The organism is Acinetobacter sp. S4400-12, from assembly GCF_024129495.1.
Classification (GTDB): Bacteria; Pseudomonadota; Gammaproteobacteria; order Pseudomonadales; family Moraxellaceae; genus Acinetobacter; species Acinetobacter lwoffii_C.
In genome coordinates this window covers 1-14,531 of sequence record NZ_JAMXYB010000030.1, presented here as the reverse complement: position 1 = coordinate 14,531, position 14,531 = coordinate 1, and the positions used below count along the sequence as shown (strand labels likewise).

The window sequence follows — 14,531 nt, the reverse complement described above, 5'->3', positions numbered from 1 at the left end:
GCCTCATTACATCATGCTGTTAAAATTGAAAGCTTTGCTCAGCGACATGAATGCTGAGCCTAGCGATTTAAATGGTTTTGACAGTCCATTCACCGTTTGCATTCACCAGCTGGTGAGTGGCATACGGAATTGAACTCAATTCATCATTACCTAATAACTGAATCACGTTTAAGCCTTGAGCGCGCGCATTTTGAATGGCCGCCACGAGTGCTGTATCGGTGCCTTTTGGCGCTACGACAACCTGTATGGCTTTAAATTTACCTGTGCTCAATGCATATAAATCGCACGAGAAACCTGTTGCAGGACGTGCACGACCAAAGTGTCGACCAATTCCGTCATAACGCCCACCTTGTGCCAGTGCGGCAGCACGATTCGGCGCATAGACAGCATACATCAGGCCAGTATGATAGTGATATGAACGCAGCTCCACGACATCCACACCGATGTGCAAATTTGGCCAGCGGGCCTGCACTTCATTTTTCGTACTGAATAAAGCTTCAAAAGCCTGTTTAAAGTCTGGGTTTGCCAGCACGTCTTCACTTAAGTGGGCTTGCAATGCATCAAGATCACTTGCATAACGGCCCAGTGCATAGAAATCTTGTCCGAAACTCAAGCCTGCAGTGTATTCCTGCAGTTCTGGCAAGGCTTTACGCTGGTAAAGATCAGACAAACGTCGCTCATCTGCTTTAGTTAGACCGGCTTGCGCTACCATACTACGGAATAATCCGACATGACCCAAGTCCAGATGAATCCCTTCAGCCACACCAGCTTCCTGAATCAGGCTGATCATCAAATCAACCATTTCCACATCAGCATCAATACTGTCTGAACCAAACAATTCCGCACCTAACTGCAAAGGCGCACGCGTGGTATTAAAACCCTGAGGCTTGGTATGAAGTACTGTACCTGCATAGCAATAACGCGCCACGCCTTCTACTGGATGTACATGCGCATCAATACGTGCCACTTGTGGTGTCATATCGGCACGCACACCAAGCAAACGACCTGAAAGCTGGTCGATGACTTTAAAAGTGGCCAGATCTAAATCTTGATTCGATTCTGAAAGAGAAGAAAGAGATTCGATGTATTCAATAAATGGCGTGTAGACCAGCTGATAACCTCGAGATGCAAGGAAATCCAGTGATTGACGACGCATAGTTTCAATGACTTGCGCTTGTTCTGGTAATACATCAGCTACACCATCAGGTAATAACCATGTCTCTGAAATGGGCATGTTGTAAACCTAAATTCTTGTCAGCGCGGAACGAATCCGCATAAAAAAATCGGGAACACACCCGATTTCTCCTAGTCTAACACGATAGTTTTGCCTATGCATCGCAAATTTTATAATTTTCACAGTTGACTTAGGTTAATCACCCTCGCACCTAGACCAGATCAGAGCGAGCTGAATAAATGAGCCATTCAAAAAGTTAAGCGTTTTACATACGATCCTGATTTTACTCAAGTTTATAGATAAAAAAGATATTTATGCCAAACAGGATCATGAGCTGTGTACGATTCCATCTTATTGCTTTATGAACTGTCTGCAATCCACATACCCCTGCAATTCCTACGCAAAATCCAGTAGCCAGAGATTCTTCCACTCAGAATAATGAAGATAGCACCCAGATTTCATCCAGATGGCCAGAGGAAGATGACAATAAAACTGAAACTCCGGTAGTAGGCTTTAAACTTGGGGTTCCACCGATCAGTCACTGATATGCAATTTATCGAGCTGGAACGACTTAGGTAGCAAGACTTAGGTACAAATAGGTATAAGTCTAGGTCAAGTTGTCGCAACCAATGGTTACGGCGTAGATAAGCAACAGAAAGTCACCTATATCTTTACTCCTGTTGATTCATCACAAGCGGTATCATGCAACTGGATAACCGCGCCAGGATGAATAACGTAAACTTAAAAAGTTTAAAGACTCTATTGAAAAACATAGCTAGAAGCGCATCAGCAATCAAAAAAATTGTGAATAATCAGTATGCCGAATGTCTCACACACACCAGATGGCGACAGCTGAAATTAGTGCTCCATATATGAGTTTTGATCTCAATATCGACTACTAAAACGAGGCGCTCAGCAAGATCTTTAATTCTCAGCTGCCATAACAAATTGAGCCGGCGAATACCGACACCGCTTCCTTCTAAAGTTTCTAAAATTATTTAAAGGGTGATCTTCGGGAAAAACTTCCCGAATATTTTCCAAGACAAATCGGGTAACATTGGTCACTTTTTAAATGAATTTATTTCTTGTTATTTTTTCAGATCAACCACTTGTGCCAGCAAACTGACCAGCTCGGCATTTTGTAGCTCTACTTTTTGTAGCTTGGCCGTAGTCTGATCCAGCATTTCCTGCTGTACATGCATTTTCTTTGCCAGATCCTGAACGATTTCCAAGGTCTTTTTTAAATTTTCCTCTAAATGTGCCACCTTATCTTCAACTGGTACCCCCTGTACAGCAGTTGAATAATCATTATTATTGAATTGCAACCAGATCAGAAAAATGACAGCCACAGTCAATAGTATAATAAATCCCCAAATCAACATCGTATCGTTGCTCTTATTTCATTTAATTATCCTTATCTTAACCAAAAAACCTGTAGTTCATAGAGCTTTTATACATAAATCCAGTGCTTTTCGATCAATTGCTTCACTCCTGTTCTGCCGCTCTGTTTGTTATCTGCCTTTTAATCAAAAAGCACCCGGTTCAGGGTGCTTTTGTAAAATAAACTTAATGTGACTGAAAAGACTCACAGAGGTCTAATAAGCGGTTGGCATATCCCCATTCGTTATCATACCAGGCAAAGACTTTGGCTTGATGCCCAATGACCAGCGTCTGGGTCAGGTCTACGATCAGCGAATAAGGCGAATGGTTGAAATCCGAAGATACTAAAGGCTCATCAGTGACGGACATAATCTCGGCAAAGTCCTGACGCGCCGCCTTGATCAGCACTTCATTTAAGTTGTGCTCAGTAATCGGTAACTGAGAAATAAAGGTCAAGTCAATTGCAGCCACATTAATGGTTGGCACCCGTATTGAATATCCATCAATCCGGTCAGTCATTTTCGGCATGACCTGTTTTAAGGCACCGAGCGCACTTGAAGTGGTCGGAATAATATTCTGTCCCGAAGCCCGCGCACGTCTTAAATCACGATGCGCCTGATCCAGTACACTTTGATCTGCGGTGACGGCATGAATTTCTGTCATCAGGGCGGTATCTATCCCAAAGGCATCATCAATGATTTTCACCAAGGGAACCAAAGCCTGTGTGGTACAGGAAACACTGGAAATGATCTGGTCAGACACTTTGACCTCATGATGGTTAACGCCATATACAATCGCGGCATCTACCGTATCGAAGGGTGCTGCACCGATAATCACACGTTTTGCACCGGCATGAATATGCTGGGTCGCAGCTTCACGGGAACGGAACAGACCGGTACACTCCAGCACCACATCGACTTCCAGGTTTTTCCACGGCAACTGCACCGGATTGGCCTGGCATAAGACCTGGACTTTTAAGCACGCCTCTTGATAGGCAACATGCAGATAAATATGTTCAGCATCATAGCTTAAGTCCACCTGTCCAGGAAAACGGCCATGCGTTGAATCATACTTGAACAGATGCAGTAAAGTTTCGACATTGGCAATATCGTTAATGGCAACAATCTCAAAATTAAAAGCTTTCGGATTTTCAAACCAGGCACGCAGCACATTTCGTCCAATACGCCCAAACCCATTGATTGCCACTCGTTGCATGACCTAACCTTTTATGTGCCGATATTAAAAACGCTTCTATATTAATGGATTTCTCTCACAGTACCGCAAAAACTTTAGGGAAAATAGGAATTTTCGATGTTTCCATTTCCGATCAAACAGACCATATTCAGAAATCCAGTTTTTCAGTCTGCTCAAAAAAGCCTGAAATGTCATATTCTTCTTTATAAGTTTTAATTTGGAAAATCTCCGGCCTGCCCCTGCAAATAAATCATAGCAATTGATTTTAAAATGATTGGTCGAACAGGCATTTTCCGTTATAATTTGGCGTTTTTAAAAATTTAAGCCTGCACGGCAGCAAAGAACTTACCCTCTTGTCAGACTGTCCTGCTTTTAGCCAAACCAGAAATTATGGAGTGACTTGGTTGTGAGTACTCGTTTTATGACATCAGCTGAAATTCGTGAAGCATTTTTGCGTTACTTTGAATCGCAAGGGCATACACGTGTCGCTTCGAGTTCTCTGGTACCGGCCAATGATCCTACCTTGCTGTTTACCAACGCAGGGATGAACCAGTTCAAAGACTGCTTCCTAGGGCTTGAAAAGCGTGACTATGTGCGTGCAGTGTCATCACAGAAATGTGTCCGTGCTGGCGGTAAGCATAATGACCTGGACAACGTTGGCTATACCGCACGTCACCATACTTTCTTTGAAATGCTGGGTAACTTCTCTTTTGGTGATTACTTCAAACGGGATGCGATCAAATTTGCCTGGGACTTCCTGACAGGTGACGACTGGCTGGCACTGCCTAAAGATAAACTGTATGCCACTGTTTACCACACCGATGACGAAGCCTTCGACATCTGGAACAAAGAAATTGGCCTAGATGCAAGCCGTATTATTCGTATTGGTGATAATAAAGGCGAAAAATACGCATCAGACAACTTCTGGGCGATGGGTGACACCGGTCCTTGCGGTCCATGTTCTGAAATCTTCTTTGACCATGGCGAGCATATCTGGGGCGGCTTGCCAGGCACACCTGAAGAAGATGGTGATCGTTTCATTGAAATCTGGAACAACGTCTTTATGCAGTTCAACCGTACTGCAGATGGCGTGCTTCACCCGCTTCCAGCACCTTCTGTAGATACCGGCATGGGCCTGGAACGTATTTCTGCTGTTCTGCAACATGTGAATTCCAACTACGAAATTGACCTGTTCCAGCACTTGCTTAAGGCTGCGGCTGAAATCATTGGTCTGGATACTGCCACACTTCAAGCTGAAGCTGCCGATAAAGGCACGCCAGTTCAGTACCCTGCTTCATTAAAAGTCGTGGCTGACCATGCCCGTTCTTGCTGCTTCCTGATTGCTGATGGTGTCAATCCATCTAATGAAGGCCGTGGCTATGTACTGCGCCGTATTATCCGCCGTGCGGTTCGTCACGGTAACAAGCTGGGTGCGACTGGCTCATTCTTCCATAAAATGCTGCAACCTTTAATTGAAATCATGGGTCAAGCTTACCCTGAACTTGAAGCAAACAAAGCACGTATCGAAGCTGCATTGCTAAAAGAAGAAGAACAGTTTGCAAAAACACTTGAACAAGGTTTGAAATTACTTGAAGGCGAACTGGCAAATCTAAAAGGTTCAGTTATTCCGGGCGAAGTAGTATTCAAGCTTTATGACACCTATGGCTTCCCGACCGACCTGACTGCAGATATCGCGCGTGAGCGTGATTTGACCATTGACGAAGCTGGCTTTGATGTTGAAATGGCTGCACAACGTCAACGTGCACGCGATGCAGGTAAATTTGCCATCGACTATAACAGCGTGGTTAAAGTTGAAGGTGAAACCCAGTTTGATGGCTATGATGCCACTCAAGGCCAAGGTCAAATCATCGCGATCTATAAAGATGGTGAACAGGTTGATGAAGTCGTTGAAGGCGATGAAGCACTCATCGTACTCAACCAGACACCGTTCTATGCAGAAAGCGGTGGTCAGATTGGTGATACAGGACTCTTCAAAAACGACACAGGCATTTTTGAAGTACAAGATACCAAAAAATCGGGCGGTGCATTTGTACACCAGGGTATTGTGACTATGGGTAACTTAAAAGTTACTCAAAACGTAGAAGCAACAGTGAAAGCGGACATCCGTGCAGCCACTGCACGCAACCACTCTGCAACTCACCTGTTACACGCTGCCCTGCGCCAAACTCTAGGTTCACACGTTCAACAAAAAGGTTCCCTGGTTGCCTCTGACATCTTGCGTTTTGACTTTGCCAATGACCAGCCTGTAACATTTGAACAGCTGCAAGAAATTGAACGTCTTGTGAATGCGGAAGTAATTGCCAACACTCCCGTGACCACTGAGCTTCTAGACATTGAATCAGCCAAAGCCAAAGGCGCAATGATGCTATTTGGTGAAAAGTATGGTGATGAAGTTCGCGTACTTTCTATGGGCTCAGTGATTGATGAGAAAAACTTCTCGATCGAACTGTGTGGCGGTATTCACGTCAAACGCACAGGTGACATTGGCCTGTTTAAAATTACCTCTGAAGGTGGTGTTGCGGCGGGTATACGTCGTATCGAAGCAGTGACCGGCACTAAAGCGATAGAAGTGGCGCAAAAAGCAGATCGCGACATCAACACTATTAATGGTCTGTTAAAAGCACAGAAAGATCAAACGATTGAAAAAGTTGAAGCACTGGTAGATACCGCATCCCGCCTGCAAAAACAGATTGAACAGCTCAATCAAAAGCTGGCGAACTTACAAGCGGGCGAACTGTTAAGCCAGGTTCAAGAACTTGCTGGTCGCAAAACACTGATTACCACTGTTGAAGGCGTGGATGCCAAATCACTGCGCAACCTACATGATGGTGTGAAATCAAAATTAGAAAATGCAGTCATTGTGCTTGCAGGTGTAGAGGGTGACAAGGTGAGCTTGATCGCATCTGTAGCGAAGGACTTTACTGCGTCTATTAAAGCAGGTGACATCATCAAACATCTGGCGACTGAGCTAGGCGGTAAAGGTGGTGGTAAACCTGACTTGGCACAAGGTGGCGCGCCACTTAACGAGAAGTTTGCTCCTGTCATGGCTGATCTGTCAGCCTGGCTGCAAGCAAAATAAAAAACTTCATTTTGTGTAACTGACTCTGATAGGTAGATCAGGGTCATGGTTTAGATGGAACAACTATGGCATTAATCGTTCAAAAATATGGCGGTACCTCAATGGGTACTCCCGAGCGCATTTTAAATGTTGCTCGTCGTGTGAAGCGCTGGCATGACCATGGCCACAAGGTGGTTGTGGTTGTATCTGCTATGAGTGGTGAAACCAACCGCTTGCTTGCTCTCGCGAAGGCCATTACCGAAACCCCTGACCCACGTGAGCTTGACCAGATGGTTTCTACGGGTGAGCAGGTAACGATTTCCATGTTGGCGATGGCGCTCAACTCAATTGGCGTGGCAGCGACTTCCCTTACCGGTCGCCAGGTTGGTATTAAAACTGACAGTTCGTTCACCAAGGCACGTATTGAGTCTATCGATACTGCAGTGTTGACCGAGAACCTTGATGCAGGCCGTGTAATTGTGGTTGCAGGCTTCCAGGGTTTTGATGCCAATGGCAATACAACCACTTTAGGCCGTGGAGGTTCTGATACCTCGGGTGTTGCCCTTGCTGCTGCATTAAAAGCCGATGAATGCCAGATTTACACAGATGTTGACGGCGTGTATACCACGGACCCACGTGTTGCACCTAAAGCGAAAAAAGTAGACCGTATTTCTTTTGAAGAAATGCTGGAAATGGCGTCTTTAGGCTCTAAAGTTCTACAGATTCGCTCTGTTGAATTTGCAGGCAAGTACCAGGTACCTTTACGCGTATTATCAAGCTTTGATAATGAGGACGATGGCGCATTTGACGAAGACTTCAAAAATAACGTCGGAACTCTTATTACTACTGAATCGGAAGACAATATGGAACAGCCAATCATCTCGGGTATCGCATTTAATCGTGACGAAGCAAAACTGACTATCTTAGGTGTTCCTGATGAACCCGGTATTGCGTCTAAAATCTTGAAGCCAATTGGTGATGCCAATGTCGAAGTGGATATGATTATCCAGAACGTTGAAGAAGATGGTACAACGGACTTCACCTTTACTGTTAATCGTAGTGAACTCGCCAAAGCCAAAGCTATTTTGGAAGAAACAGCCCGCGCAATTGGTGCACGTGAAGTGGCAACTCGTGATGACATCGTAAAAGTATCGATTGTTGGTGTAGGCATGCGCTCTCATGCAGGCGTGGCCAGCAAAATGTTCACTGCTCTGGCGGATGAAAGTATCAACATCCTGATGATCTCTACATCTGAAATCAAAATTTCAGTGATCATCGAAGAGAATTATCTGGAGCTTGCCGTTCGTTCACTTCACACTACCTTCGGTCTAGACCGCGAACAAGGTGAATCTAACGCACGCGCTTAAGAGAACCTGCAAAATACTGCGTTTGTCTGACAGTATTTTATAAATCTCTACAAAAATGCAGAGCCACTATAGTTTTTTTTATAGTGGCTCTGTTATATTAAGCCTAAGGAATTTTTTGTAAATTTGGACAGATTCAAATCTGTAGCTTAGCTAACAGGCTTTTTTTGGTTCAAATTTTATTTTTGTGATTTTAGGTTGTGTTTTTAGTACATCAATAAATTGCAGGTTTTGCGTTTTGCAAGGAGAAAAACATGCTGATTTTGACTCGACGTGTCGGGGAAACTTTAATGATTGGAGACCAGGTCAGTGTGACTGTACTTGGCGTAAAAGGTAATCAGGTTCGTATTGGGGTCAATGCTCCAAAAGAAGTCTCTGTGCACCGTGAAGAGATTTACCAACGTATCCAGCATGAACGCGCGATGCATGAACATCTTCAACATATCGATCAGGATTATCAACCTTCGTATGAAGATGAAAATCAGACACCCAATAACTTTAACCGTTAATTAAGTGTCCATTATAAAGCGGCTTTAAAGCCGCTTTAAATTTATCTGCCTTCGCTTTTATACCGTTTAGCCCAGTATAAATCAAGATTTAAACTGCTTGCTGCTGCTCAAGTACAGCTGCCAAGACTTTCTTTACCGGCCCAAAACTGCGACGGTGTTCATCAATTACACCGTGTAAAGCAATGGCTTCAAAATGCGCTTTGGTCGGATAGCCCTTATGTTTGGCAAAACCAAATTGCGGATATTTCTGGTCCATCTCCAGCATCTGACGATCACGGCTGACTTTAGCCAGAATACTGGCTGCGGAGATTTCAGCATGTAAAGCATCTCCCCCTACAACCGCCTCACAACTCATCATCAGACCTTGAGGGACTTTATTACCATCCACCAGCACATGATCCGGCTGGAGATTTAAGGCTTCTACGGCACGGCGCATCGCCAATAATGAGGCCTGTAAAATATTGTGTTCATCAATTTCAGCTGCTGACGCCTCTGCAATGGCCCAAGCCAAGGCTTTTTCCTGAATTTCGATAAAAAGCTTTTCCCGTTTCTTTTCACTGAGCTTTTTAGAATCGTTCAAGCCTTCAATCGGATTATCCGGATCCAAAATTACAGCCGCAGCCACCACCGATCCCACCAGTGGACCCCGCCCTGCTTCATCTACACCAGCAATTTTCATTTCATTTCCCATAAAAATAGGCTGTACCTGTCAGCCTATTCAAATTTCATTGCCGCTTAGTTTAGAGCTTCTGCGACACAGGCGTGAATCGTTTTTGCTACGACATTGCTTACAATTGTTGCGCGCGCAGCAGGATCAATAGCAGCTGTTGCCAAATCAACGGCTGTCACGCTTTGTGGTGCTTTTTCACTCACACAGCCACAGATTTCTGTCTGGACTTCCTGTTTTTGCGTAGCCGTCATCAATCGGGTGACTGTCTGCCAAGCAGGCACATTATTCAATTCAGTTGTACATTTTGCATTGATTGCAATTTTTAAGGCCGCTGTACCCAATTGCTGACTTGTGCTTGGCTGGGTGTTCTCTGGGCCTGTGGCTGCACATGCAGAAAGAAGCAGAGCCAGGGGAGCCATCACAGCTACTATTTTTTTCATCAGGATGTCCTTTTTCAAATAGAAAAATATGGGGTATTGTGCCGAAATTCCAATGATTAAGGAATCTAAAAATAACAAAACTGCTTAGACCTTGTTAATCATTCACCTGTTTGCGAAGTAAGGAAGATATCTCGCAAGATTTTTTAGCTGATATAAGGAATGCGGCAGGAACTTGAGTCATTCTAAATGAATGTCTCATAATGAGGTAGCAGTAAAAAAACATGCTCATCCTCCTGCGCTATGAACAAAGCGATGCTTTGTTCTTGCTTATATAGCTAAAAATTTCTCAGATTTTATGAAGTCTGACAATAGTCTCGATATTTCCTAGGTTTCATGCCTGATCTGCTCAGTTTAAGCTTACAGCGCCAGCCGCTATTCATCAAAGAGAACAACCTAATCTGCAGCCAGCCAAATGCGACATGAAAGCGACGGACAGCCTTGCAGATTTAGAATTACTTCTCTCCTCTGTGTTTGACACGGATCTGGCTATCTTTCCAATTTGGTAATAACAGCATACAAAGCAAAATATCACCCACCTACAACATAGTGGCTGGCTTTATATTTCATGTTAATTGTCCTGCATCTTACTGGTTGCCCATATCGCTAGAGCTTAGGCTATCCGGTGCCTGTTTTATATTTATTTAATATGCCTGCTTTGATTTCAGAAAACCCAGCCAGGACTAGTATTGTCAAACCACTAGCTATCTGGCTATCCTGGATGTTGGCAGTCTGATTGCTCAGTCATATTACAGTGGCGATCAAACATCAATTTTTCGATAAAAACCATGTGCGGAAGAGCATGACAGCCCCCCCAATAATTGCAGAATCAAATAAATAGCTCTAACAACTCAGGCTATTTATTTTGAAGATACTCAGTGGCACAGCCTTTTAGGCTATTGGCAAGCGCCTGCTTGGTCAGCTCAGCCTTAAGTTCCTCATCCACAGTGGCTTTTAATAAGGTCGTAGCCGGTATCTCTTTCAGCGCATGTTCACCAACGCAGCCACACACCTCTTGTTCCAGTTTTTGCTGCTGTAATTCACTCATCAGATAAGTGCTTATTTTCCAGACTTTAGAACTTTTCAGCTCTTGGCCACACTGATATTCAATGACAGGCTTCAGGGCTTTCCGGGCCATACTGGTATCGCTACAGGCAGAACTCATCAGGGTAGCAGCAATCATTGGCCACAATAATTTTACTTTCATGTTCAATTCATTTAATTGAGCAAGTAAAGACAGCGTATGTCCTGTCTTTTGCAGGCTTTAGGTCTTAGGCGAGTGCATGAATCTTACTAATCCATTGAGTCTTTTCAGTCTCAGACATAAATGAAGCTTCAAAAGAATTAATCGCCAACTGTTTCAATTCCTCTTGGCTTAAATCCAGCGCTTCAGTAATGGCAATAAAATTATCATTCATATAGCCACCAAAATAGGATGGATCATCTGAATTGACAGTGACATGCACACCCTGCTGCAATAGACGACGGATATTATGCTGCTGCATATTCTCTACCACACAAAGCTTCAGGTTGGATAATGGACAAACCGTTAGTGGCATTTTTTCAGCGATCAGGCGCTGCATCAGTTCCGGATCTTCTTCTGAACGCACCCCATGGTCGATACGGTTGACTTTTAACAGATCCAAAGCCTCCCAGACATATTCTGCCGGCCCTTCTTCACCCGCATGCGCCACCACCAGAAAACCAGCTTCACGGGCTTTGGCAAAGACACGTTCAAATTTAGCAGGCGGATGCCCGACTTCACTGGAATCCAGCCCTACAGCAATGATTTGATCTTTATAAGCTAAAGCCTGCTCCAAAGTTTCAAATGCAGCCTCTTCACTTAAATGGCGTAAGAAACACATGATTAAATGTGAGGTGATCCCCAGCTTGGTTTTTGCATCCTCACAGGCTTTTTGCAAACCGTTGATTACCGTTGCAAAGGCAATACCACGGTCAGTATGGGTTTGCGGATCAAAGAATATTTCGCTATGCACCACATGATCTTCTGCACATTTTTCAAAATATGCCCAAGCCAGATCATAAAAATCCTGCTCATCAATCAGCACATTTGCGCCTGCATAATAAATATCTAAAAATGATTGTAAATTATGGAAATTATAAGCCTGTTTAACTTCCTCAACCGATTGATATGGAATGGCAACTTTATTACGTTGCGCAATTGCAAACATCAGCTCAGGTTCAAATGTTCCTTCAATATGCACATGCAGCTCCGCCTTAGGCAAAGCACGGATCAACTCAAGATGATTCATCACGATTCCTCATAAATCCCGAAAATAAAAAAGGGCGCAAACCGAGTTTACACCCTTTCCAAATATAGAAAAATTAACCGCCAAACATCGCAAATTTAATGGCCCACAGCACAGCGACAATCCATACCATATAAGGTACGGTCTTCGCTTGACCGGTCAGGAGCTTGATCAATGCATAGCTGATAAAACCCATTGCAATACCATCTGCAATTGAGTAGGTAAATGGCATAAATACAATGGTTAAAAATGCTGGTACTGCTTCTGTAATATCGTTCCAGTCAATATGTACGATGCCCTGAATCATCAATACACCCACAAACAATAAGGCAGGTGCAGTGGCAAATCCGGGCACTGATTGTGCCAATGGAGCAAAAAACAGACAGGCAATAAATAACAGGCCAACAATTACTGCGGTTAAGCCGGTACGACCACCCGCTGCGACACCTGCAGAAGACTCGATATAAGGGGTTGTAGACGATGTACCCAATGCAGCACCGGCAACAATGGCGGACGAGTCGGCAAATAATGCTTTTTTCAAACGTGGCAACTTGCCATCTTTTAGCAGGCCTGCGCGATGAGAAACGCCAACCAACGTACCAGTTGAGTCAAACAAGTCGACTAAAAAGAAGACAAAAATGACACCAATCAAGCTTGCGGTAAACAAGCCTTCAAAGTCCATTTGCATGAAGGTTGGAGTAATCGAAGGTACCGCACCTACAACGCCTTTAAACTCGCTTAAGCCCATTGCAGCAGAAATAGCAGTTAATACCAAAATACTGATGATAATTGAACCACGCACCTTAAAGTGATGCATGACTACCACCATCAGAAAACCAAATAAAGCCAGCAATACTGAAGGTTGCTTTAAATCTCCCAAACCGACCAGAGTAGCCGGATTATCAACAATGATTCCCGCATTCTTGAGGGCAATCAGCGCCAGAAATAGACCAATACCCCCACCAATCGCCAGTTTGAGCGACATTGGAATCGCATTTACAATTGCCTCTCGAATCTTGAACAGGCTGATCGCAATAAAGACCAGCCCCGAGACAAATACCGCACCCAATGCGGTTTGCCAAGGCACTCCCATTCCCAGACAGACAGAATAAGTAAAGAAGGCATTGAGTCCCATACCCGGTGCCAGTGCAATCGGATAGTTTGCGATTAAACCCATCACAAAACAGCCAATAGCCGCTGCAAGACAGGTTGCAACAAAGACAGCCCCATGATCCATCCCGGTTTCGGATAAAATCATTGGATTGACAATAATGATGTAACACATGGTTAAAAATGTAGTTACACCAGCCAGAACTTCTGTACGGAAACTGGTTTTGTTCTCACTCAGCTTAAACAAACGTTCCAGCATATTTTCTGAAGATGGATTAGGAGTCGCCATGACCTAGCCCCTATGAAGTAAATTTTATGCTTTGAGCATGCCGCCAGATTCATGAGATTTCATTAAATACCTCATTAATCTTAAAGATCTGTGAGCAATAAATATGCCAGCATTACTCTCTGACGGATCAAAATATTTCAACAGCAACAGTAGAAGGACCGCGCCATAAACACCCAAAAACAACTTAAACAAAAAAGCTGCATAACTTTTATGCAGCTTTTTCCTCATCCGGATCAGACATTTAAAAAGCTAAAAGCCGACCCAAATTTATATTTTTCAGATTATAACACATTGATTTCTTATTACTTCTTTGATTTTATAATTTATTAAAATTCAAACTATCCAGCTTAAGTCTTTTCTTAATTTTGTCTTATTTATTATTTATTTATTTTTAATTAGTTTAACTTTATTGTTTTAATAATGAATGAAAAATTCCGATCTAATCCCGATGACGATTAGAATCCAGTAATTTTTGTGAATGCTGAACCTCCTTTAAAATTTGATGGATTTCTGTATATTTTTTCAACTGTGCCTGCTGATGCACATAATAGCTCAGTAGACTGACAATGATTATAAAAATAGGAATCGTGCAAGTTTTCATTTTCTGTAACCACTTTGTTACCCGATCACAGCAATACTAACAAAAACCTAACAAATATGTGACTTAGTTTACATTTAACCCGATAAAGCGTGAGTTTTGCAACCCTGCTTTCAATTATTGGATTAAAATTTTACTGAATACTTATCTAATTAAGTTCGTTATTTCTATCTATTTCTCGTATTTCATACCATACATTAATAATATTAAAATGATGAAGATCAAATATTTATTTATATTTTAGAATTTAAATACCTGTAAAATCCATTCCAATATAAACCATTAAAACCCTATTCATTTTATCTGTATTGAGTCTCCAAAAAAATCCTTCAAATACAGTACATAATTTCCTATATTAATAATATTTAACCCGAATCGCGGATAAGAAATGGACTTGAAAAACAGAAGGACTAGAGCCATCAGTTGAGTTACCACACAAAACCCACAACTCTAGTCC

General features: G+C 43.0%; 11 protein-coding genes. 3 read left to right on the top strand and 8 right to left on the bottom strand.

Features of this window, described 5'->3' with window-relative positions; genetic code table 11:
- Nucleotides 1–67: 67 nt before the first annotated feature.
- The 3 genes from NI461_RS11110 to NI461_RS11100 all read right to left on the bottom strand — a co-directional run bounded on the left by NI461_RS11110 (nt 68) and on the right by NI461_RS11100 (nt 3,769).
- The gene (locus NI461_RS11110; protein ID WP_174659557.1) at nt 68–1,234 is read right to left on the bottom strand and encodes an ATP phosphoribosyltransferase regulatory subunit; all 1,167 of its coding nucleotides are present in this window, start codon (nt 1,232–1,234) and stop codon (nt 68–70) included.
- 1,028 nt (nt 1,235–2,262) lie between these two features.
- Nucleotides 2,263–2,556 (bottom strand): hypothetical protein, encoded by a 294-nt coding sequence (locus tag NI461_RS11105; protein WP_151204475.1) that lies wholly within the window; start codon nt 2,554–2,556, stop codon nt 2,263–2,265.
- A 184-nt stretch (nt 2,557–2,740) separates the two neighbouring features.
- Nucleotides 2,741–3,769, bottom strand: coding sequence for a type I glyceraldehyde-3-phosphate dehydrogenase (locus NI461_RS11100; protein ID WP_174659556.1), 1,029 nt, complete (start codon nt 3,767–3,769; stop codon nt 2,741–2,743).
- Nucleotides 3,770–4,154: 385 nt separating this feature from the next.
- Here NI461_RS11100 and alaS point away from each other — a divergent pair, with 385 nt between their 5' ends.
- The 3 genes from alaS (at nt 4,155) to csrA (ending at nt 8,700) form a co-directional block, all read left to right on the top strand.
- Complete coding sequence (alaS, locus tag NI461_RS11095) at nt 4,155–6,848, top strand: alanine--tRNA ligase (protein WP_174659555.1); 2,694 nt, start codon at nt 4,155–4,157, stop codon at nt 6,846–6,848.
- A gap of 65 nt (nt 6,849–6,913) precedes the next feature.
- On the top strand, nt 6,914–8,194 hold the full coding sequence (locus NI461_RS11090; RefSeq protein ID WP_174659554.1) for an aspartate kinase: 1,281 nt from the start codon (nt 6,914–6,916) through the stop codon (nt 8,192–8,194).
- 251 nt (nt 8,195–8,445) lie between these two features.
- Nucleotides 8,446–8,700 (top strand): carbon storage regulator CsrA, encoded by a 255-nt coding sequence (csrA, locus tag NI461_RS11085; RefSeq protein WP_151204472.1) that lies wholly within the window; start codon nt 8,446–8,448, stop codon nt 8,698–8,700.
- An 88-nt stretch (nt 8,701–8,788) separates the two neighbouring features.
- Here the strand turns inward: csrA and rnhB are convergent, their stop codons facing one another.
- The 5 genes from rnhB to NI461_RS11060 form a co-directional block, all read right to left on the bottom strand.
- On the bottom strand, nt 8,789–9,379 hold the full coding sequence (rnhB, locus tag NI461_RS11080; protein ID WP_151204471.1) for a ribonuclease HII: 591 nt from the start codon (nt 9,377–9,379) through the stop codon (nt 8,789–8,791).
- A gap of 56 nt (nt 9,380–9,435) precedes the next feature.
- The gene (locus NI461_RS11075; protein WP_174659553.1) at nt 9,436–9,810 is read right to left on the bottom strand and encodes a hypothetical protein; all 375 of its coding nucleotides are present in this window, start codon (nt 9,808–9,810) and stop codon (nt 9,436–9,438) included.
- Nucleotides 9,811–10,663: 853 nt separating this feature from the next.
- On the bottom strand, nt 10,664–11,014 hold the full coding sequence (locus tag NI461_RS11070; RefSeq protein ID WP_253153250.1) for a hypothetical protein: 351 nt from the start codon (nt 11,012–11,014) through the stop codon (nt 10,664–10,666).
- A gap of 64 nt (nt 11,015–11,078) precedes the next feature.
- Nucleotides 11,079–12,080 (bottom strand): adenosine deaminase, encoded by a 1,002-nt coding sequence (locus NI461_RS11065; protein WP_151206382.1) that lies wholly within the window; start codon nt 12,078–12,080, stop codon nt 11,079–11,081.
- A gap of 73 nt (nt 12,081–12,153) precedes the next feature.
- Nucleotides 12,154–13,476 carry an NCS2 family permease gene (locus NI461_RS11060; protein ID WP_151206383.1) on the bottom strand — a complete coding sequence of 441 codons (1,323 nt, stop codon included), beginning with the start codon at nt 13,474–13,476 and terminating at the stop codon, nt 12,154–12,156.
- Nucleotides 13,477–14,531 lie beyond the last annotated feature (1,055 nt).